Source organism: Natronosalvus vescus (assembly GCF_023973145.1).
GTDB classification, from domain to species: Archaea; Halobacteriota; Halobacteria; order Halobacteriales; family Natrialbaceae; genus Natronosalvus; species Natronosalvus vescus.
The window spans coordinates 1,831,169-1,852,313 of the sequence record NZ_CP099546.1 but is presented as its reverse complement, the minus strand read 5'-3'; the positions used below and the strand labels follow the sequence as shown (position 1 = coordinate 1,852,313).

Below are 21,145 nucleotides of genomic sequence, written 5' to 3'. Positions count from 1 at the left end.
GTAAACGGTAGCTATTTTTAACTGTCTTGACTGGTTTTTCGAGGTCGTATGGGGGGATGCGAACGTGAGACGAAGGGGGAACAGAGCCATCGAGGGCAAATAGACCAAATAGGACAAATAACGGTCGAGAAAGACATCGAAACGACTCGACAAACGGAAGCGGACGTCCACGTCCGACTCGAGTCGGCGGCCGACGAGCCGTACACCATCGTCCTCGAAGACGAGGTGCCCCCGGGGCTGGCGGCGGCTGTCGAGTTTGTGGAGCACGCCGATAGGTGGTCGCTCGAGGAGGCAACGGTGACGTTCGAGAGTCGAATCGAGCCGTCGGCAGTGATCGAGACCTGTTACACCATCCGGTGTGAGCGGCCGGAACAGGTCGAGGCGATCTCCGAAACACCGCAAATTGTCGAGACTGTGCTCATTGAAGAGGAGGGCGAAGACGACACGTCCACAGCCGCAGACGGTGATGGCGGCGAGTTGGACGGAGCCGACACGGCGGGGCGAACGCTCGCGCGGATCCACATCGAGTTCGCCGCGGGGAGTTCCGATACCGACGAGCAGGCGCTGCTGGACGGGCTCGAGTCGATGTGTACCGTCGTCTCGAGCGGACGTGCAGACGGCGATACCCACGACAGGAACGGATCGGCGGCCATCGAGCCTGTAATTGCAACGAGCGACGACGTCGAGACGGTCGTCGATTCTCTGGAACAACTGACCTACGTCCAGGCGGCAGAAACGATGCACACGATTCCGGGCGGGCACGACGAACCCGAAGGAGCGGTTGCGGAGTGGCTCGAGGCTGAAGGCGAAAGCGAGTTGAGCGGGCCGGAAGACGAACTCAGCTTCGCGGAGACGGTTGCCTACGGCGAGGACGATATGGACGAACCGACCCGGACGGCAACGGACACCTCGACGGCGGGCATGGGTGCGACGGATGGCGGTGGGGCGGTCGACTCCGGCGACAAGGCGGTACTGGACGAGGACGAGAGCAGTTTGTCGACCGAATCGACCGAACCGACTGAACCGACCGAACCGACCGAACCGACCGAACCGATCGAACCAACCAAATCCGAAGTCGAAACCGGTGACGCGACTTTTGAGACCGAGTCCGACACGCTCGAGCGCCTCCTCGCGGAACTCGAAGACGCCGACGACGAGCAACGCAAGCGGCTTCGGGATGCCCTCGGTGTCGTGGACAGCCGGAGCAAAGCCGTCCGGCTCACGTATCTCGAGGGACGGGTGCAAGAGATCGGTGCCTACGCGGACGCGATGGAAGCGTTTATCGACGACAGCGGTACCGCCGACGAACTCATCGCGGAAGCCGAGGCCGCCCAGGAGGCGCTCGAGGGAATCGAGGAACGCCACGAGGCACTCGAAGTCCAGATCGACGAGCGCCACGATGCGATCGAAGAGCGCCACGACACGCTCGAAACACGCATCGATGAGGGACAGAGCGCGCTCGAGGAACGGATCGACGCGCTGGATTCGCGGATCGACGAACGGCAGAACGATCTCGAGGAACGCCACGAGGCGCTGAAAACACGACTCGACGAACGCCAGGAAACCCTGGAAGAACGGATCGACGCGCTGGAATCGCAACTCGAGGCACTCGAGGCCGACCACGCCGGCGTCGACGCCACACAGCGGTCGCTCGAGTCACGGGTCGACGAACACGACGAGGTGATCGAGAAGCTCACCGAGGTGTTTCGGTCGGCGGAGTGAGTGCGTTTCGAGGGCTGTAGTGAGGAGCCGAACCGATGGTCGGCGTCCGGTTCGGCTCGTCAGTCGACGCTTCGAAGAGTGCTGAGGATCGTACCGGTTCGATCTGACGTGCTCGAGTGGCGATGGACGCGAAGAGCTCGGGAAGCGGCTGGCGAGTAGCCGTTCTCGAGCCTATACAGCCTCGTCGTCGTCGTCCGGCGAGTCCCTGAAGAAGGCCTCCCGTTCGAACGGCTCGTCCTCACCCTCGACGGCGAGGACGTCGAGTTCCGTCACCTCGGCACCCGTTCCGACGAGGCCGGCAACGCTCGGGTCGGTGCGCCCGTTGTCGCCGCTGATGAGTTCCTTGATGTAGAGCCCACCCTCCCCGTGGACGCGGATCTCCGCCCGAGTGGGCTCGAGCAACTCGCCCTCGATCGAATGCACCGTCCGCGTCCGTGTCAGGCTCGCCCGCCGGTGGTCGACGCGCTCGGGCGTGTACTGCTCGAGGGTCGCCCCGTCGAGTTCCGCGAGCGCCTCGGCGAACGTCTCCTCGTCGATCGGCTCCTCGAAGGTCACGTCGGCTCGATACTGCTTGCTCGCGTCGTGTTCTTTCACCCGCTCGACCATCTCGTAGGTCGCCAGCCGCAACCCCTCGACCTCGACGGCGCCGTCGGCAGCCTCGTTGATCGCCTCCTCGAGTTCGGTGGGATCGGGCGAACGTCGATTGGGTCGCTTGACCTCGAGGACGAACGGTCGGCCACCCTCGAGCATCAGCGCGTCGACGTCCTCGCGGCCAGCACCGTGGAAGGTTCCCTCGTCGCCGTCCATCGCCTCGACGACGTGGGGTCGGACGACCTGCTCGACGCTCGTGTCGTACAGATAGCCCGAGCCACCACAGTACTCACAGGGTTCCTCGCCGTCGTCGCCGAGCTGGACGCCGCTCCCGCCACACTCACGGCAGGGCCACTCCGTCTGCGGGATATCCCGTTCGAGTTTGCGGTAGCGGCCGTAGACGAACGCCGGGTTGATCTGGACGTCGGCGGCGTGGCTCGTGACCGTGGCATCGCCCGCTTCGTCGTCAGCGATCATCGTCAGCGGATCGAACGCCTCGAGATCGATCACGACGAGCACGTCGGGGCGGTCGAGATCGAACTCGGCACCCGTCCGTTTACCGACGCGGCGGCCGACTTCGCGGTTGACCTCGCGTTTCAGCGGCTCGCCCGCGTCCTCGGCCAGACCGGCGTCCTCCCGAAGCAGTCGGTCGTTCTCCTCGACCAGCGGCGGCACCCGCGTTCCGACCTGGTAGGTCTCGAAGCCGACCCCCTCGAGCTGATCGACGATCATCTCGGCGATGGCGTCGAACGTCCCGCAGTACCCCTCACACACCCAGCAGTCGGCCGGTTCGACCGGCTCGAAATCGACGTCGTCGGCCAGGGCAATCGTCGTCCGCAGCGCCCGGCCGCGTTCGGCGTTGGTCAGCCCGAAACTGCGGTCGGCGAACGGGCGGCCCAGGCAGGCGTCACAGACGGGCCCCGCCGCGAGCAGCTCGCGGGCGTCTTCCGTGAGCGTCATGTACCGGTATGGGGAGGCCGACGGTAACATCCTTTCCCTTCCCCGGTCGTGACTGGGCCACGGGAGGAGAAACGACTGAGCCACGGAACGTTGGCATGAGCTTTACCCGTATAGGAATCGATCGCACTAGCATGACACGCTCGAGAGTAGATCGTCGTCGCTTTCTCTCGCTCGCAGGGACGGGCGCGCTCGCGGCTATCGCCGGCTGTGCCGAGCCTGGCTCCAGCACGGGCCAACCCGACCAGCCCGACTCCGAACCGAACGCCGCCTCGGTCGACACCGACGAGGGATCCCTGGCCGACGGCTCCGCGTACACCGACGTCTACGAGACGACCATCGACGCCGTGACGCTCGTCCGCGTCCACGGCGAGGGCGGATTCGGCGGCCCCGCACAGGGAGAGGGGTCGGGCTTTCTGCACCCCAGCGGCTACGTCGTCACCAACGATCACGTCGTCTTCAGCAGCGACGACGTCGACGTCGACATACAGTACACCGACGGCCGGTGGACGACGGCAGAGGTCGTCGGCACCGACTTCTACAGCGACCTGGCCGTCCTCGAGGTCGAGGCGGTTCCCGACGAGATACAGCCGCTCGCGTTCACCGAGGAGCGCCCCGTCGTCGGCCAGGAGGTACTGGCCATCGGGAACCCCGTCGGGCTCGACGGCTCGATGTCACAGGGGATCGTCAGTGGCGTCAACCGGTCGATCTCGCCCGCCTGGCACGACTTCTCGTACCCGAACGTAGTGCAGACCGATGCGGCCGTCAACCCCGGCAACAGCGGCGGCCCGCTGGTCGACATGAACGGCGAAGTCGTGGGCGTCGTCCACGCCACACAGGGCGAAAACATCGGGCTGGCGATCTCCGCGGCGTTGAGCCGCCGTGTCGTCCCCGAACTCATCGACGAGGGCGAATTCCACCACTCCCACATGGGGATCAGGTTGCTCCCCGTCGATCCGACGATCGCCGAGGCGAACGACCTCGAGCGGGCGAACGGTATCCTGATCGTGGAGGTCGAACCCGACGGCCCCGCCGACGGCGTTCTCGAGCCGAGCGACGGCTCGCCGGGGGAAATTCCCACCGGCGGCGACGTCATCCGAGAGGTCGACGGCGAACCCATCCCGGATAACCACGCCCTCTCGACGTATCTGGCCCTCGAGACCGATCCGGGCGACACGGTCGAACTCACGGTCTCGCGGAATAACGACGAGGAAACCGTCGACCTCACGCTTGGCGCGCGGCCCGAACCGGGATCGAGTCCGTTCTGAGAACCTGGGTGACCCAGTACTCGAATGCGGCCATCGAAGACCCGACCCCTCCTCGAGCCGTGATGCAAGCGGAGCCTACCGCCAAAAAACGGCGCAGATGGGAGTAACGGCCGCGTACAGTTCAGGACTCGAGAGAGTCACAGCCGGTGTGAAGTCATCCCGAAATGACTCGTATCCGTTTCACAATCGCCGGGTGTCTCGGGGTAATCGGCCGATAACAATAGCCCCGTTTCGTGTAGAGACGTGTGGCGCACGACCGCCATGCCCCAGCTATGACGTCCATTCAGTTCCCCGATGAACGCCCGCCACTGATTGTCTCGATCCCCTCACGTCCGTCTGTAACGCCAACCAAACACCCCAGGCAAGCCGTCGAACGCGATTCCAGCCCACATCGCCGACGTCACACAACCCAGTAACCGATGTCCCTTGGACAGACCATCACGGCCGTCGGCTTCTGGGTCGGTACCCTCCTGCCGTTCGCCTACGTGCCCGTCTTCCTCACCGGATTGAACTCCACGACTCGGCTCGGCCTCTTCGTCGCCCTCGTGGCGATCAACGTCGTGGCGCTCATCGTTGGCCACGAGTATCCCGATTCGCGAAGGCGGTGACCGGCTGCTCGAGGGTGTCTTCTATAGGTGGTACAGGGCGAGAGCCCCGACGACCCCGATTACTCGGCTGGCGAGTCCCCGGATTCCACGGAGTTACCCAAGTCCACCGAGTCCGCGTGATCTGCCGTCGATAACGTCTCGACATCCGCCGCCGTCGGGTGTTCCGGCAGCGCGTCGATACAGGGATAACACAGCAGGTGACTCGAGCCGTCCTCGAGTTCGAGCGTCAGCGCTGCGCCATCGGTTCCGTCGCGGTCGCCGAACGTCCAGAAGTTGGCGATGCCGCCGGTGATCGAGATCGGGCGACCACAGCCGTCACAGGCGGTTCGACCCATACCGAGTGGTTGGACTCGAGGCGCAAAGTCGTTCGCGTTGGCTCGACTGTAACGATGCGTTCTCGGTGAACGTGTTCCGACGGGTGGCTGCACGGAGAGCGATTGATACGCCTGGAAGGCGAGGGATCGACCATGGAGGTGTACTGCCAGGGCTGTGCCGGGTGCTGTATCGACTGGCGGCCGCTACTCGAGGACGACCAGCGTCCCACACAACCGACACGAACGAAGGGGCACGACGAGACGGCCGTCGACGAGGCCGACGAAAACGGCCACGAGCACGAACGCAGACTCCGTCGACGACCCGCAATCGACGACGTCTACAACCTCGTCCCACTCACCCGCGACGAGATCCGGGCGTTCCTCGAGACCGGCCTGGGCGACGTGTTGATCCCGCGGCTGTGGGAAGCCGACGCCGTCGACGACGCGGTCACGGTCGACGGCTACGACCTCGCTGCCATCGAGGGTCGCCCGACCTTCTTCGTCGGCCTCAGAAAACCACCAAAACCGGTCGCGCCCTTCGGTCGGACGACGCGAGCGTGGCTCCCCACCTGTGTCTTCCTCGATCCCGACACCCTCCAGTGTCGCCTGCACGAAGATAGCCGGTATCCGGACGAGTGCGCGGCCTACCCCGCCCACAACGTGGCCCTCGAGCAAGAGACCGAGTGTGAACGAGTCGAACGGGCGGTTGGCGGGACGCGAATTCGCCGCGACGAGACCGCCGCCGGTCGCGGAATCACCGTCACCGTCGACGCCGATCCCACAGACGGCCTCCTGCTCGGACGACAGGCCATCGGCCAGAAGCTCTTCGTCCATCCCAATCCCGAGGCACTCGAGGGTCGAATCGACCGACTTGTCGCCGGCGAGGCGACCGACGAGGATCGGGCCACGTTCGTCGCCATCGCGGCCGCCTCAGCACCAGGCACGCTTAGCCACTCCGAACCACACGCCGAACGCGCGAGAACGCAGGTACTCGAGGCGGACTCCTGGGCCGGTCGGGCGATCCGCGAGTGGGAGCGCCTCGAGGCTGCCGACGGCGATGCGCCGGGAACGGCCGTCTCGTCCGCCATCGACGGCTCGTTCGAGGTGGCTGACGGCGCACCACCGACCCCTGGGTGGGACGCACTCGAGAACGAGGAAGCCGGCGGGTAGGGCCATCCATTAAGCCAGTTCCGCCCGTACCGGCCATATGCGGATCCTCCTCACGGGAGCGACCGGCTTCGTCGGGAGTCGCCTGCTCGAGACGCTGCGTGCCCGGGAGCACGATGTGTCGGTGTTCGTCAGGGATGCGACGACGACAGCGTTTCCCGACGACGTGACCGTCTTCGAAGGCGACGTCACCGATAGCGAGCGACTCGAGCCAGCACTCGCGGGCGTCGACGTGGCTGTCTACCTGATTCACAGTATGGGATCGTCGGGCGACATCGCAGCCCGGGATCGGAAGGCCGCCCGCACGTTCGAACGGGCGGCGAGCGCGACGGGCGTCGACCGAGTCGTCTACCTCAGCGGCCTCGGGGCCGATCGAGACGGGGTCTCGGCGCACCTTCGGTCGCGCCGCGAGGTCGAAATTTTGCTGGGAGCCGGATCGTACGACCTCACGGTGCTCCGAACCGCTGTGATCGTTGGCGAAAGAAGCGCGAGTTTTCGAATGCTCTTCCAACCTGCAACCCGACTGCCCGTGATGATCACGCCCCGCTGGGTGGATACCCCCTGTCAGCCAATCGCGATCGAGGACGTGATCGAGTATCTGGTCGGCGTCCTCGAGACGCCGGAGACTGCCAACGAAACGTACGAGATCGGCGGGCCAGCGGCCCTCAGTTTCCGGGAAATGCTGCTCGAGATCGCGCGTATTTGCGGTGGGCGCGAGCCACGTATTCTGCCAGTTCCCGTGCGCTCGCTCCAACTGTCGTCGTACTGGGTTGGCCTCGTGACCGACGTCCCCACGAACGTGGCTTCCCCGCTCATCGAGGGAATGAAAAATCCTGTCGTCGTTACCGACGACCGCCTCGAGTCGCTCCTCGAGGTGCAGCCGATGGGGTTCGACGCCGCCGTGCGCCGGACAGTAGCCGACCGGCAAGCGTCATCCGTCAGGCAGAGTTCGGAGTCGAACTCGGCTCGTCGCAGTCGGGGTCGTGATCACGGTTACGGATACGACCACGATCACGATCGAGCACACCCCGAGCAAACGGCGGAGAAGCCGTGACCGCAGTCATCCACGACGAGTCCGGCGCTGGAAAGCCCCAGCACGGTGAGACATGGGTGTACGAGCGCCTCGTTAGGGCGCTGCCGAGAATCGAACGCTCGGATCGACGAGCTATGGGTCGGAACCGCCGGAATTCGCCCTGGATTCGTGTTGTTGCTCCGCTGGAACCGCTAGGATGTCGGCTATTGGATCGGTACCTGCTGGTGGGCGAGCGTCGCGCTATGTGGACACGTTACACTACTCATGTGTAGAGTCATCGCCGTGAGCACGGCGATGTCACTCTCAGTGATGTTGTAACGACGAGACCGTGACCCACGAGCCGATCGTTCGTCCGTCGCTAGTTCGACTTGATCTCCTGGAACTTATCGAGAAGCGCTTCCGCAGACTCCCCCGAGTCGTACTCCACCTTCCCGTGATAGATCGTTCGCTCGTCGTCGAAATCGGTGTCGACCTTCGACGCCTGGCGTTCACGGCGCTCGTGCTCGTCTTCGTCATAGGCACCCATTGACATGGTAAGTACACACACTGTAGGCACCTATCTCATATGAATGTAACGGTCGTTCATACGGATCGGATCGAAAGAAAGGAAGACGTATTGCGACGCGAGCCATACCCTCTTTCGTGGCACGGCCGCTTCGCTTTCGATACTCGCCCCAACGCTGGAGCGATCAGCGCGTTCACCAGGAGATTTACACCCCGCTAAATAACAATCTCGGCGCTCGAGCCGCCGGCCCGTGGTTCGCCATCGGCGGATCGTGGGACACCCACCGGTTCGAGATGGCAAACGGTGACGTCGCCCTCTTCGCTCGCTCGGACGACGGGGCCTACTGGATGGGGAACACCGAAACACCGTCCTCGCTGTGGCGAACCGACAAGTTCGGCTGGGAGTCCGTCCCGTACCAGGTCGCTCGGTGGTCCCAGCGAGAGCTGCTCGCGACGCTGCACGAACGCGATGCGTGGCTGGCCGACTACCCCTACCTCTCGTGGTTTTTCCTCCCCGTGTTCATGTCCAAGGACGGCCGAGAATCGACCCGGGCGTTCTTTCGCGAACACGCCGCAGGCTTTCCCGACGCCGGTCGACGCGAGAGCACCCGATACATCGAGTCGATCCTCGAGACCGGGGCCCTGGACGAGTACCGAGACGTCATGGCCGGCAAACTCGGCACGAGTCCACACGTCGACCGCGTCCGCATGAGCGCGGCGATGGCCGAGTTCATCGCCGCCAAGGTGCTCGTCGATGCCGACTACGAGATCACACCCGAAATCGAGGTTACGACCGGCCACTCCCTCGATTACCGGGCCGTCGATCGTGCGACGAACACCAACGTCCTGGTCGAGGTCACCCGACCGCAGCCGCCGGCCAACCGCGCTGCCGCCGGTCCCGTCGCAGCCGTCCGGGACACCGCCGAGACGAAAACCAGCGGCCAACTGGCCGAACACGGCGGCGGCGCGACGCTCTTCGTCGACTGCTCGAGTTTCCCAGACGACGCCTGGGCGGCCGTCCGGGGCGAACAGCCGGACGTCAGGCACCGCCCCGCAGTGGTTTACCGCGCTCGACCGGATGGCCGGATCGAAGGGTACCGGAAGGGATCGGTGCCACTCGAGCTGGACGACGTAATATCATTTGTTAGCTGACCGAAGACCAGCAACCGGTTTCGGGCCTGGTGAGTACCCTATAGCCAGGTAACGACTGTTCTATAATCAAATTGTTTGTCGTATGATAGTATTATGCTGCCGCGAGTCGCCGGGACTGGTGGAGCTATGAATCCACAGAACGAGCGTAGCGAACCCACCGAAACCGTCGGCTTCGATCGACGAACCGTCGTCCAGACCCTCGGTGCAGGAGCGATTCTCGCAACGATCGGCACCGGGTCGGTTCTCGCGAGCGACGGCCAACGACGAACTGACTGCGACGACCAAAACCAAGACCAAGACCAAGACCGGGATCGAGAAGGTGACGACGAAGATGGGGTGCAAGCCAATCGATCCGGCGAGGGTATGCATCCAGTCTTTGGATTTTCGGCACTGGATAACGAGGTCGAGCCGCCGGCCGCGCCGGCCCACACGATCGAAGCCCACATCACGCCACGTGACGACCGCGAGATCCCGGAGTTCTTCTTCGAACCGACGGGGCTCGCGCTCGAGCCGGGTGAGACCGTTCAGTTCCTGCTCGTCTCGCCACATCACAGCGTGACGGCGTTCCATCCGGCGCTCGGTATCCAGCAGCGGGTTCCGGACGGTGTCCCGCCGGTTTCGTCACCCGTGCTTCCGGTCGGTGCGTCCTGGTTTTACACGTTCGACACACCGGGCGTGTACGACATGCACTGTGGCCCACACGAGCTGTTCGGCCACGTCGTCCGACTCGTCGTAGGAGAGGCGACCGGGCCGGGTGCGGAACCGATTCCCGGATTGGGAGGCGGAAACGGAGACGACGCCACTGATGGCGACGCCAACGGCGGCGATGAGTCGGCAGACGGTGACGACGAACCGGAGCGCGAAGACGAGAACGGGGATGGTGCACCCGAACCCAGACCACCGGTCGGTGCCGCGATGACTGTGCTGAGTGACCCCGCCCTCGAGCCAGACCGGATCCTCGAGCAGGGACAGGTCTCCTGGGACGAGATCGACGACGCAAACAAAGAAATCGAACTGTAATCGTATCACGCTCGAGCAATCAGTTCCTCAGCAAGGCGAAGCTGGATGCTCAGAACGACATCGGCTCGGGTGCGTACCGACTGCCGAGAGGGGTCGGATCGCGGTCGGAGTACCCGACGCGACCCACCACCTCGTTGCTCATCGCGGAGTAGACCGCCAGTCGGGCGTCGTCCGGCGACTCGAACGTCTCGTTCTGGAGGCGGGAGAGGACGTCCGCGAGTCGCTCACTCCCATTCGCCAACTCGAGATCCTCCTCGCCGTAGGCGTTGATCAGTTCCTCGGTGGTTGCGGGGTACTCGTGAGTGTCGATGAACTCGCCGGTTCGGTTACGGAACATCACACCCAAACCACCTGAACGATAATTATAAACATTGTCCATAAACGTCTTTCAGGCACACCCGACACCTAGGCTTCCTTAATGCCCCTAGAACTGACGGTCGCGAACGGGTCACAACCGCTTTAGGGAGTCACGGAAAGGGATAGGCATGCCCTACGCCGACTTGCACGTCCATACGACGCGCTCGGACGGAAGCCTCGAGCTGGCGGACGTCCCGGCCGCCGCCCGTCGCGCCGACGTTTCCGTCGTCGCCGTTACCGATCACGACCGCCTCCAGCCGTTCGAGGCCCCGGTAATCGAGCGCGACGGCGTGACGCTCGTCCACGGTATCGAACTCCGGGTCGAGGCCGACGACGGCCAGCGTGTCGACCTACTGGGCTACGGCGTCGAGCCGACCGATGCCCTCCGGGCCGAGACCGAACGCATCCAGCGCGACCGACGCGAACGCGGCCGAGCGATCGTCGAGAACGTCGATGATCGGCTCGGGATCGACCTCGACCTCGACGTCGATACCGGCTTCGGCCGTCCTCACGTGGCGCGAGCGATCGACGCCGACCCCGACTCGGGCTACGACTACGAGGGGGCGTTCGACCACCTCATCGGGAACGACGGGCCGTGTTTCGTGGCCCGTGACGTCTGCCCGTTCGAGGAGGGACGCGAGATACTCGCCGAGGCCTGCGTCGTCGTCTCCCTCGCTCACCCGCTACGGTATCCCGATCCGGTGAGCGCACTCGAGCTGGCGGCCGACCTCGACGCGGTCGAACGCGAGTACCCCTACGGGCGGGCAGTCGACCTGTCGGCCGTCGAGCGGACGATCGAGCGCAACGACCTGCTCGAGACCGGCGGCAGCGACGCCCACGACGACCAACTGGGTCGCGCCGGACTCTCTCGGGCTTCCTTCGAGGAACTGGGCCTCGAGTCGGTCTCAACGTAACGTGGACGGGTCGATGTGTCGACCCTGAACAGAAAACACTGGCAGTGGCAGCCGAGAACGGAGCCTTCAATGTGGCTGGCTACATACGGTCGAGTATGAACTGCCACTACTGCGACCAGGAAGCCGCTTTCGCCGCCGAGTCCGACGGGCTCAGGGTCGGCCTCTGTGAGGAGCACTTCCGGGAGCGGTTGCAAGAACTCGCCGAGGCAGACGGGCTCGAGACGCTCAAAGAGCAAGTGAACGTCGACCGTGCGGAGTGAAGTTTCGCTAGTCGATTCTCTCGTTCTGTCCCTTCTCAGGAGCCGACGAAAAAGCAGTCAGTCGGCTGGTTCGAATGTCCCTGACACCGACCAGTGTAGACAGTGAACTAGGCCGTGCGCCCGGCGTCGACGTCGATTGCGTCGACCGGACAGACGTCGACACAGAGCATGCAGTCGATACACTGGGCTTCGTTCGTCGGTTCGGCCTTCTGCTCACTCTCGGGGTGGCCGGGCGTATCGACCCACGTGAACACGTCGACCGGGCAGTCCTCGAGGCAGGCCCCGTCGGCGATACACAGGTCGTAGTCGACAGCGACATGGGTGCCGTGAATACCGAGTTGTTCGGGCTCGTCGACCGGCCCCCAGACTGCGACGCCGTTTTCCTCACCGACTTTCTCCCGATTCTCGTGGAACTGCGGATCAATGGCCATTGCTAGCAGGGGAATCGTCGGACGGCCACTTAAAGATATGCACTTCCTTAAATAGGAACGGCTTTTCGTTCGAGTTAGGCCGGCCTAAAAGTGTTAGACGGAGCGGCGTACCGCTGAGAGTGACGGAAACGTCGACTCGTTCGTATATATGTTGGTTCGAAAGGGGCGGCGGTGGGTCATCGAGCAGTCCCACAGACGCCGCTGATTCGGGAATCCAGCTACCTCGAGGAACGTTTCGATTCGGTCGACTCCGTTGCACTCGCCTGTCGAGGCTTTGTGGCGATGCGCTCCGTAGTGGTGGTACCATGGAACGAGACACGATCCTGGTGATCGGCTCGACCGGCACGCAGGGCGGGGCCGTCACGAGGCACCTCCTCGAGCGCGACGTCGACGTGCTCGCCCTCACACGAGACAGCGACCAGGGAGAGGCTCGGGAACTGGCCGACCAAGGGGCCGAGCTCGTCGAACGGACGATCAGTTCGAAAAACAACGTCGAGGCGCTGATCGAGGACGCCGACGGTGTCTTCCTGATGACGAACTTCTGGGAGCACGGCTACGACGACGAGGTCGAACAGGGGACGAACGTCGTCGAACTCGCCGCCGACGTCGGCGTCGAACACCTCGTCTTCTCGTCCGTCGGCGGTGCCGACCGCGACACCGACATCCCGCACTTCGACTCGAAGTGGGAGATCGAACGACGGATCGACGAACTGGACGTGCCGGCGACGGTCGTTCGTCCGGTCTTCTTCGCCCAGAACTTCGAGGGATTCCGCGAGGCCATCGAGGACGGCACCCTCGCGATGGGGCTCGAGCCACGAACCCCGCTGCAGGTACTCGACGTCGAGGATCTGGGCGCGTTCGTGGCCGAAGCGTTCGCCGACCCCGACCGCTACATCGACGAGGCGTTCGAGCTCGCGGGCGACGAACTCACGGTGCGGGCGATGGCAGTCAGGTTCGCCGACGCGCTCGGAAGCGGCGTCCGTGCCCAGCATCTCTCGATCGACGAGGTCGAGGAACACCAGGGCGAGGAGTACGCGGTGATGTTCGAGTGGTTCAACGAGTACGGCTACGAGTCGCCGATGGACGAGATCCAGGCCGAGCATGCCGTCGACTTCAACCGACTCGAGGACTACCTCGTCCGCGAATGGTGATCGCGACGGACATCGACTGGAGGGACGGATCGAAAAGCACGGATAGCGGGTGCTCGAGCGGATGCAGATAACAAGTCCTAGAGTGGGCACCGAGAGCGAGTGCTAGAGCTGACACCCATACCAGAAACTCGAGGCAGCCGAGGAATGGCAGTCGGACGTGCGCGGTAGCTCCGAGACCGATGGGAATGGCAGTCGGGCGTGCGCGGCGGCTCGAGCCAGCCGGCTGCCGCCTGAACCTCCGTGTCCGGTTCAGGAGAGCATTGCCGCGATCAGTGACGTGGTTCGCGGTTCGTCGCTCGAGACGCCTACATCACCCCCGTTCGGACTCGGTTCCGAGTTGGAGCAGCCTCCGGAGGAGCAATGATTGCCGGAACAGCCGATAGACGCCAGGCTTCGCCTGAACGCACGGCGGTATGTGCGTCACTCGTGACTACCCCCTATGTCACTCTCCGCCACACCGGCAGCGACGATCCGCCCAACTCCCGCCTTCTCCCGGGGGTGGTCGCCGTGAACACGACCGAGCGCCACAAACAGGAAAAACACCCCCTCGACGTCCTCGAGGACGTCCACGAGTACGCCCAGGAGGGACTGTCGTTCGAGGAAATCGAGGCTCGAGCGGGCGACGGTGAGTGGGAACGCCTCAAGTGGGCCGGCATGTATGCGCAAAAACAGGAGGGATACTTTATGATCCGGACGAAGGTTCCGGGTGGTTACCTCACGCCTGAGCAGGCTGAGGTGATCGGCCAGGCGGCGACGGACTTCGCCGTTGCCCCCGGGGCGTACGGCGGCGCGGAACAGAACGAGCTGTGGGGTGACGCCTACCTCGACATCACGACCCGCCAGGACATCCAGAAACACTGGATTCGGATCGAGGACGTGCCGGAACTCTGGAATCGCTACGACGAGGTCGGCCTGACCACGGTGCAGGGCTGTGGGGACTCCGCGCGGAACGTCCTCGGCTGTCCCGCCGCCGGCCTCGACGGCCACGAGTGCTTCGACGCCCAGCCGGTCGTCGACGCCGTCTCGGACTTCTTCACCGAAAACCGCGAGTACGCCAACCTCCCCCGGAAGTTCAAGCTCACGATCACCGGCTGCGCACACGACTGCGCACAGTCCCAGATCAACGACGTTGGCCTCGTGCCCGCGAGGAAGACGCAGGCGGACGAGGTCACCTACGGCTTCCACGCTCGAGTCGGCGGCGGCCTCTCGGACGGCCCGCGAATGGCCTCCGAACTCGACGTGTTCGTCCCGCCGGCGGACGCCGTCGAGTTCGTGCGGGCGGTCGCCCAGACGTTCAAGGAACTCGGCGACCGGTACAATCGCGGCCTCTGCCGAATGCGCTACCTCGTCGAACAGCTCGGCCCCGAGAAATTCGAAGAAGCCGTGAGAGATCGGTGTACGGTCGACCTCCCCGGGAGCGGCGAGGGGCTCACCGTGGGCTACCAGGGCGACCACGTCGGCGTCCACGACCAGAAACAGGACGGCCTCAAATACGTCGGTTTCAACGTCGTCACCGGCCGCATGGGCGGCGACGAGTTCGCCGCCGCCGCTCGAGCCGCGAAGCGCTATGGCACCGACGACGCCTCCGTTCGACTCGCGACCGACCAGAACCTCCTGATCACCCACGTCCCGGAAGCGCGCGTCGACGACCTCCTCGCCGAACCGTTCGCCCAGGAGTACAGCCCCGATCCGGGGCCGTTCTCGCGCGGAGCCGTCGGCTGTACGGGCAACGAGTTCTGCAAATATGCCATCATCGAGACCAAACAGCGCACGAAACGATGGGCGCGGGAACTCGACGAACGCATCGACGTCCCCGACGACGTCGAGGTGATCCGAATGCACATGTCCGGCTGCTCGGCCTCGTGCGCCCAGCCCCAGATCGCGGACATCGGTTTTCGCGGCGAGACGGTGAAACTCGATTCCGACGGGGACGGCGCGGAGCATGGCTCCGCGACACGATCGAGCGGGCAGAGCCCGGGAGATGGAGACGCCTTGGTCGAAGGGATGGACGTCGGCCTCGGCGGCTCCCTCGGTACCGACAACGAGTTCCTCGACTGGATCGAGACCGCCGTCCCCGCCGACTCCGTCGTCCCCGCCCTCGAGTCGCTGTTCGACGCGTACTCCGACGACCGTTCCGAAGGCGAGCGGTTCTACGAGTGGACTCGTCGCCTCGAGAACGATCGCCTCCGGGAGATCGCTCGTCGAGCCGACGCCCCGATTGCAGGAGGTGTCGCCCATGGCGACTGACGGGCGGGACTCGAGTGATCCAATTGAGACGGTTCCGACGAACGCTCCCGCCGACGCCGCCCCGGAACTGGTCGAGAACGACGGTGCTGACGAACGCGACGGCGCAGTGACGGAGAGCGGCCGCCACATCCTCACCGACGGCGGTCACGAGGAGCCGTACCCGGGCGTTCCGGCAATCGAAGGCGCGACGGGTCTAGACGAGGACGTCGTTCCGGCGGCGACGCCCGATCGGGCTCGAGCGGTCGAGTCAGGGACGAACGACCGCGAAACGGAACTGACTGAAGACGGCTGCAGCCCGAACGACTGCACCTGCGGCGAACGGGCAATCCGCGCCGACGGCGCGGGCGTCTCGAACGTCGACGAGGGCGGCAACCTGACCGACCTCGAGTTCACGACGCCCGCCGGGGACGTGAGCCAGGACGTCGATAATGGCGACCCCGCTACTCGCGTCGGGATTCCGGAGGGTGTCGACCTCGAGACGCCGTCATATTCGATTCGATCGTCCATGAACGACATCGAAACGCCGGACGAGAAGACGTGGTTCATGGAACTCGACGAGGCCGTCATCGACGAAGGGCGCTGTATCCAGTGTGGAACCTGCGTCGCCGCCTGCCCCTCCGACTCGATCGGCATCGGCGACGACGACCTGCCCGAACTCGTGAAGATGTGTACCGGCTGTTCGCTCTGCTGGGACTTCTGTCCCCGCGGTGGGCTCCGGTACGAACGCCAGTGGAAGATCACCGGCGGCGACGACAACGTCACAGGCGCGGGCGACCCAATCACGGAGTTCTCCGCGCGCGTCGACGAGGAGTGGACCGAAAACGCACAGGACGGCGGCCTCGTCACGACCGTGCTGGCGCACCTGCTCGAGGCGGGCGAAATCGACGGGGCGCTGATCGCGACCGAGAGCGAGGACGAACCCTGGAAAGCCGAGAGCTACCTCGCGACGAGTTACGAGGATCTGATCGCCAACGCGGGGACGATCTACAACCAGACGATGGCGCTGGGTCACCTCGACCTCGACGAGTGGACGCACAAACTCCCCGACAAGCCGCTCGAGGAGATCAGCCTCGCTCTCGTGGGCACTCCCTGTGAGATCGAGGGGATCCGCGCCCTGCAGGACTTCGAGTGGGAGTACGACTCCCACGAGGCAGGCGTCCGCGCCGTCGACTACACGATCGCGCTCATGTGCACCAAGAACTTCAACTACTACAGCCTGATGGGCGAGCAACTCGAGGAGAAGCGAGGGATCGCCCGCGCGGACGTCGGGAAGATGGACGTCCTCCACGGGAAGCTCATGGTGTACGACCACGACGGCGAGATGATCCTCGAGGAAGACATCGGGAACTTCCACGACGCCGCGCTCAAGGGCTGCGACGAGTGTGCCGACTTCACCGGCTACTGTGCCGATCTCACCGTCGGCTCGGTCGGCTCGAGCGACGAGTACTCGAGCGTCATCGTTCGAACCGAACAGGGGCTGAAAGCCTGGGAGCTGACCGAACCCGACCTCGACTACCATGACCTCGAGGATCGAGGAGCCGTCGGCGGCCTCCAGAGCTGGGACAAGAAAAAGGCGTTCGAGAGCCTCGAGCGACCGTTCGATGCCGACGCACCGCGATTCATCGACTACACCGACCACGCCGAGTGGTACGGGACGGAACTGAATCCACACGACACCGGGCACTGAAGGCGTCTCGGACGGATCCGTGACCGCGCTTCCCGTTTGCACTCGACCGACTGTCCTGTGCGTATGACCGACGATCTGACACGGCACCACAAAAAATATACGAGCACGACTGGAGTCTGCGATCAGATGGTCCGTGACACACGGCTAACGGGATCTGCCCTCCGTTCTCGAGTCAGCCGCAACCTCAAGGAATCGGTCACCATCGATGCCCGGTCGCTCGCGGTGTTTCGGGTGTTCGTCGGGTTGCTCATCATCGCGGACGTCCTCTTGCGCTCGCGAAACTTCTGGTTCTTCTATACGGACGAGGGTGTCGTCCCGCGTTCCCACGCGATGGCGGTGACTGCCGACAACGCCTTCTCGATCTACCACATCTCGACCGATCCGACCGTCATCGCCGGGCTGATGATCATCCAGGTGCTGATCGCAATTCAGCTGATCGTCGGCTACAAGACCCGGCTGGCGACGATTCTGTCGTTCCTGTTCGTCATCTCGCTCGACTACCACAACCCGTTCGTCACGAGCTACGCCGACGTCCTGTTCCGGTTGCTCGTGTTCTGGGCAATCTTCCTTCCGCTCGGCGAACGGTGGTCGATCGACGCCGTTCACCGGGAGCGGAATCCGCGGGCCGAAATCGCGAGCGTCGCCTCCACGCTGATCCTGGGCCAGATGGTATTCATGTACTTCTACAACGGCTATCACAAGGCCCAGTCGGACGTGTGGGGAACCGGCGAAGCCGCCCCACTCGTCCTCGGCCTCGACGACATGACGTTTCTGCTGGCCGAGCAGGTACGGGCGATGCCGACACTGCTCAGCTACGGCGGGTTGCTGTGGTATGCCATGATGCTCATCTCGCCGCTGTTGCTCGTCCTCGTGGGGCGAAAGCGCATGGGCCTGGTCGCGCTGTTCATGGGTGGGCATTTCGCGTTCGCCATCACGGTTCGAATCGGCGCGTTCGCGTACGTCGCGATGGCCGGCCTGTTATTGTTCATACAGCCCCAGATCTGGCGCGACGGAAAAGCCGTCCTCCGATATTTCGACGTCGATATCGAGAAGCCGCACGCCCGCCTGAAACGACTCGAGCACGTCGCCCACGCGGTTCCGGACTGGCGGCTCAGGGGGGACGCCCAGCGCCGAGCTAGATCGCAGCTGTACACGCTCGCGATCGTGACCATCGTCGTCACGATTCTCCTGTTCTCGGTTGGGCCGTACCTCCCCGCGGGGGCCCTCGTGGACGAAGACGCGCCGCACAAACAGCAGATCGAATCGACGGCGAACGCCTACATGATCAGTCAGCCCGACTGGACGGTGTTCGCCCCGAACCCGCGAACGACCGATCGGTACCACGTCTTCGTCGCCCAGACCGACAACGGTGAGTTGCTCGACGTCTACAACGATCGGCCGTTGACGTTCGACCGGCCCCACCAGGAACTCCAGAAGCAGTACGGCACCTACCGGGAGCGGTTCTACATGAACAGCGTGCGACGGGCTGGCGACGGAAGCAACACGCCAGCACTGCTGGCCGAACACCTGTGTACGACCTGGGAGGAAGAACACGACATCACGCTCACCCACATCAATATGTACGTCGTGAGCGAGGATATCACGATAGAGACGATCAACAGCCCCGAAGACCGCGACCGCAGTTCGCGGCTGTTCTACGAGTACGGCTGTGGCGATCACGAACCGGAGCAGATCAATTTCCCGGACAGCATGCGCCCGTGACCTCGAGACGGCGGAGAGACGGCGGAGAGACGGCGGAGAGACGGCGGAGTACGGGGCAGGCACGCTGGATGTCGTAACAACCTCTCGGGCTCCCACACCGGAACCCGACGGTCGCTCGAGCGTACAGGGTCGCCAGCGACGTATTGGAGAATACGCCACGGGGGTGAACACCGAAACGTAGGGACTCACAGAGGCGAGACTGTGGGGAGGTACCGGGTACGATCGCCACCCGGACTCGAGCGGTCACCAATCAGCTCGAAAACGGCGAGGTCGAAATACGCACATGCCGGCGCTCGGTTCGAGGGGAGTCGTGCCTCGAGCGTCGGACACGCGCCACACGACAACGAGGGAGAAAGTATTTACCGGTCAATTTCACAACAGGTAGTATATCGCCCTCCACGACAGTCGGATCGACGCCCACGTGAGCGATTCGTCCGTCGGGGCACCCTCGAACGAAGACCTATGGACGTGAAAACGCGTGTGACTGACCTGAAGCCAGATTCCCTTCCTCGCCCCAGCCGAGCCGCCGTCTGGAACCGCGTTCGGGCACGGGCAACCGTCGATACGCGTGCGTTGGCCGCCCTCCGGATCCTCCTCGGTGTGACGATTCTGATCGACCTGGCCCACCGCTGGAGCGGTATCGAGCTGTTTTATTCGGATTACGGTATGTACCCCGTGTCAGCGTACGAGACGACCTACAGCCGGTTTACCGGCCTCTCGATGCACGCCTGGTCGGGGGAGGTGTGGTTCCAGCAGCTGCTGTTCGTGATCGCCGCGCTGTTCGCGGTCGCCCTGATCCTGGGGTATCGCACGCGGCTGGTTGCGATCGTCTCCCTCGTCTTTCTGGTCTCGTTGCAAGCGCGCAACCCAGCCGTCCTCAACGGGGGAGATCGGCTGTTTCGAGTGCTGTTATTGCTCGCGATCTTGACGCCCATCGGCGAACGCTGGTCGATCGACGCCCTCCGCCGAGGGTCGGCCCGCACGCAGGTCACCGGTTTCGCTACCCTCGCGTTGCTCGCCCAACCGCTCGCGGTGTTCTCCGCAAACGCGGTCGAAAAACACGAGGGCGACACCTGGTACCAGGGCGAGGCCCTCGAGATCGCGATGGCCAACGACGTCATGACGGTCTACCTCGGGAACTACCTCACCGCGTTTCCACCCCTGCTCGAGGGACTTACCTACGGCTGGGTCGTCCTCCTGAGCGGATCTATCGTCTTTTTATTCCTGACAGTTGGGCGGCTTCGTGCGTTTTTCGCCCTCGTGTACATCAGCGCGTTCGCGGGAATGGCGACGGCGATGTCGGTCGGCCTGTTTCCGCTCGTGTTGACCGCCTCGGTACTCGCGTATCTGACGCCGCCGTTCTGGGACACCATCGCCCGCCGCGTTCCCGATCGAGTCACCCGCTACCGACCGACTGCCGAGGCGTTGGGCCCGCTCTCGAAGCCTCCGCTCGAGCGCCGAGTGCTCGCGCAACTCCGCGAAAGCGACTACGAGCGGGTAGCGGACTTCGGCGTTGAATACGCCCGCTCGTTCGTCTCGATCATCGGACTGTTCGCGCTCGTCTGGATCGTCCTGTTCAGCGCCGCCGACGTGACGTCCTACGAGGTACCCGACGAGATCGATCACCAGCACCTCAACGAACAGCGCTGGGGGCTGTACGCGCCGAACCCCTCGACAGCCTACAGCTGGTACGCGGTCGAGGCGGAGCTAGCGATCGGCCAGACCGTCGATCCGTTCGACGGCGGAACCGTCACCGCGGATCGCCCACCGGACGCCTCACAGGAGTACGCTGACTTCCGCGAGCGCAAGTACCTCGAGACCGTCCGGGACTCCGGAGGCGGCGACACGAACGGGCTCATCGCCGTCAACTACGCCGAGTGGGCCTGTCAATCGGCTACCGAGAACCTCGAGGGTCACGCCGAGGTCGAGTCGGTGACCGTCCACCGGTTCCTCCAGTCGAGTCCTATCGACGGCGAGTACGACGACGTCCGACACCGCACGGTTATCGAATACGATTGTTGACGCCACCACACGATGTTG

19 protein-coding genes are annotated in these 21,145 nt (G+C 64.2%); 14 read left to right on the top strand and 5 right to left on the bottom strand.

Going from position 1 to position 21,145, the window contains the following annotated elements; translation table 11 throughout:
* Nucleotides 1–48: 48 nt before the first annotated feature.
* Nucleotides 49–1,722: a hypothetical protein gene (locus NGM68_RS08865; protein WP_252701277.1), complete on the top strand. Its 1,674-nt coding sequence runs from the start codon at nucleotides 49–51 to the stop codon at nucleotides 1,720–1,722.
* Nucleotides 1,723–1,893: 171 nt separating this feature from the next.
* On the opposite strand, the gene NGM68_RS08860 is transcribed toward NGM68_RS08865, so the two are convergent.
* Nucleotides 1,894–3,273: a tRNA pseudouridine(54/55) synthase Pus10 gene (locus NGM68_RS08860; protein WP_252701276.1), complete on the bottom strand. Its 1,380-nt coding sequence runs from the start codon at nucleotides 3,271–3,273 to the stop codon at nucleotides 1,894–1,896.
* Between the two features lie 131 nt (nucleotides 3,274–3,404).
* Here NGM68_RS08860 and NGM68_RS08855 point away from each other — a divergent pair, with 131 nt between their 5' ends.
* Together NGM68_RS08855 and NGM68_RS08850 are read left to right on the top strand one after the other, a co-directional pair.
* Complete coding sequence (locus NGM68_RS08855; protein WP_252701275.1) at nucleotides 3,405–4,538, top strand: S1C family serine protease; 1,134 nt, start codon at nucleotides 3,405–3,407, stop codon at nucleotides 4,536–4,538.
* A 419-nt stretch (nucleotides 4,539–4,957) separates the two neighbouring features.
* Nucleotides 4,958–5,146, top strand: coding sequence for a DUF8028 family protein (locus tag NGM68_RS08850; RefSeq protein WP_252701274.1), 189 nt, complete (start codon nucleotides 4,958–4,960; stop codon nucleotides 5,144–5,146).
* 59 nt (nucleotides 5,147–5,205) lie between these two features.
* Here NGM68_RS08850 and NGM68_RS08845 read toward each other — a convergent pair whose 3' ends face one another.
* On the bottom strand, nucleotides 5,206–5,481 hold the full coding sequence (locus tag NGM68_RS08845) for a DUF7561 family protein (protein WP_252701273.1): 276 nt from the start codon (nucleotides 5,479–5,481) through the stop codon (nucleotides 5,206–5,208).
* Between the two features lie 132 nt (nucleotides 5,482–5,613).
* Here NGM68_RS08845 and NGM68_RS08840 point away from each other — a divergent pair, with 132 nt between their 5' ends.
* Both NGM68_RS08840 and NGM68_RS08835 read left to right on the top strand, forming a co-directional pair.
* Nucleotides 5,614–6,630, top strand: a complete 1,017-nt coding sequence (locus NGM68_RS08840) for a YkgJ family cysteine cluster protein (protein WP_252701405.1) — start codon at nucleotides 5,614–5,616, stop codon at nucleotides 6,628–6,630.
* 37 nt (nucleotides 6,631–6,667) lie between these two features.
* A complete protein-coding gene (locus NGM68_RS08835; RefSeq protein ID WP_252701272.1) occupies nucleotides 6,668–7,681 on the top strand; it encodes an NAD(P)H-binding protein in 1,014 nt (337 codons plus the stop codon).
* A gap of 337 nt (nucleotides 7,682–8,018) precedes the next feature.
* On the opposite strand, the gene NGM68_RS08830 is transcribed toward NGM68_RS08835, so the two are convergent.
* Nucleotides 8,019–8,192, bottom strand: a complete 174-nt coding sequence (locus NGM68_RS08830; protein ID WP_252701271.1) for a DUF5786 family protein — start codon at nucleotides 8,190–8,192, stop codon at nucleotides 8,019–8,021.
* Between the two features lie 110 nt (nucleotides 8,193–8,302).
* On the opposite strand from NGM68_RS08830, the gene NGM68_RS08825 reads away from it, so the two are divergent.
* Both NGM68_RS08825 and NGM68_RS08820 read left to right on the top strand, forming a co-directional pair.
* Nucleotides 8,303–9,316, top strand: a complete 1,014-nt coding sequence (locus tag NGM68_RS08825) for a DUF5784 family protein (RefSeq protein WP_252701269.1) — start codon at nucleotides 8,303–8,305, stop codon at nucleotides 9,314–9,316.
* Between the two features lie 126 nt (nucleotides 9,317–9,442).
* Nucleotides 9,443–10,336, top strand: coding sequence for a cupredoxin domain-containing protein (locus tag NGM68_RS08820; RefSeq protein ID WP_252701268.1), 894 nt, complete (start codon nucleotides 9,443–9,445; stop codon nucleotides 10,334–10,336).
* Between the two features lie 49 nt (nucleotides 10,337–10,385).
* On the opposite strand, the gene NGM68_RS08815 is transcribed toward NGM68_RS08820, so the two are convergent.
* Nucleotides 10,386–10,673: a DUF5789 family protein gene (locus tag NGM68_RS08815; RefSeq protein ID WP_252701404.1), complete on the bottom strand. Its 288-nt coding sequence runs from the start codon at nucleotides 10,671–10,673 to the stop codon at nucleotides 10,386–10,388.
* A gap of 148 nt (nucleotides 10,674–10,821) precedes the next feature.
* Between NGM68_RS08815 and NGM68_RS08810 the strand changes: the two genes are divergently transcribed.
* Together NGM68_RS08810 and NGM68_RS08805 are read left to right on the top strand one after the other, a co-directional pair.
* A complete protein-coding gene (locus NGM68_RS08810) occupies nucleotides 10,822–11,607 on the top strand; it encodes a PHP domain-containing protein (protein WP_252701267.1) in 786 nt (261 codons plus the stop codon).
* 95 nt (nucleotides 11,608–11,702) lie between these two features.
* On the top strand, nucleotides 11,703–11,867 hold the full coding sequence (locus NGM68_RS08805; protein WP_252701266.1) for a DUF6757 family protein: 165 nt from the start codon (nucleotides 11,703–11,705) through the stop codon (nucleotides 11,865–11,867).
* Nucleotides 11,868–11,974: 107 nt separating this feature from the next.
* Here NGM68_RS08805 and NGM68_RS08800 read toward each other — a convergent pair whose 3' ends face one another.
* Nucleotides 11,975–12,298, bottom strand: coding sequence for a 4Fe-4S dicluster domain-containing protein (locus NGM68_RS08800; RefSeq protein ID WP_252701265.1), 324 nt, complete (start codon nucleotides 12,296–12,298; stop codon nucleotides 11,975–11,977).
* Between the two features lie 305 nt (nucleotides 12,299–12,603).
* On the opposite strand from NGM68_RS08800, the gene NGM68_RS08795 reads away from it, so the two are divergent.
* The 5 genes from NGM68_RS08795 (at nucleotide 12,604) to NGM68_RS08775 (ending at nucleotide 21,127) form a co-directional block, all read left to right on the top strand.
* Nucleotides 12,604–13,449, top strand: coding sequence for an NmrA/HSCARG family protein (locus NGM68_RS08795; protein ID WP_252701264.1), 846 nt, complete (start codon nucleotides 12,604–12,606; stop codon nucleotides 13,447–13,449).
* A 507-nt stretch (nucleotides 13,450–13,956) separates the two neighbouring features.
* Nucleotides 13,957–15,696, top strand: coding sequence for a nitrite/sulfite reductase (locus NGM68_RS08790; RefSeq protein ID WP_252701263.1), 1,740 nt, complete (start codon nucleotides 13,957–13,959; stop codon nucleotides 15,694–15,696).
* On the top strand, nucleotides 15,686–17,383 hold the full coding sequence (locus tag NGM68_RS08785; protein ID WP_252701261.1) for a Coenzyme F420 hydrogenase/dehydrogenase, beta subunit C-terminal domain: 1,698 nt from the start codon (nucleotides 15,686–15,688) through the stop codon (nucleotides 17,381–17,383). The genes NGM68_RS08790 and NGM68_RS08785 overlap by 11 nt, the downstream gene beginning before the upstream one ends.
* 126 nt (nucleotides 17,384–17,509) lie before the next feature.
* On the top strand, nucleotides 17,510–19,105 hold the full coding sequence (locus NGM68_RS08780; protein WP_252701260.1) for an HTTM domain-containing protein: 1,596 nt from the start codon (nucleotides 17,510–17,512) through the stop codon (nucleotides 19,103–19,105).
* Nucleotides 19,106–19,585: 480 nt separating this feature from the next.
* The gene (locus tag NGM68_RS08775; RefSeq protein ID WP_252701259.1) at nucleotides 19,586–21,127 is read left to right on the top strand and encodes an HTTM domain-containing protein; all 1,542 of its coding nucleotides are present in this window, start codon (nucleotides 19,586–19,588) and stop codon (nucleotides 21,125–21,127) included.
* Nucleotides 21,128–21,145: the final 18 nt, after the last annotated feature.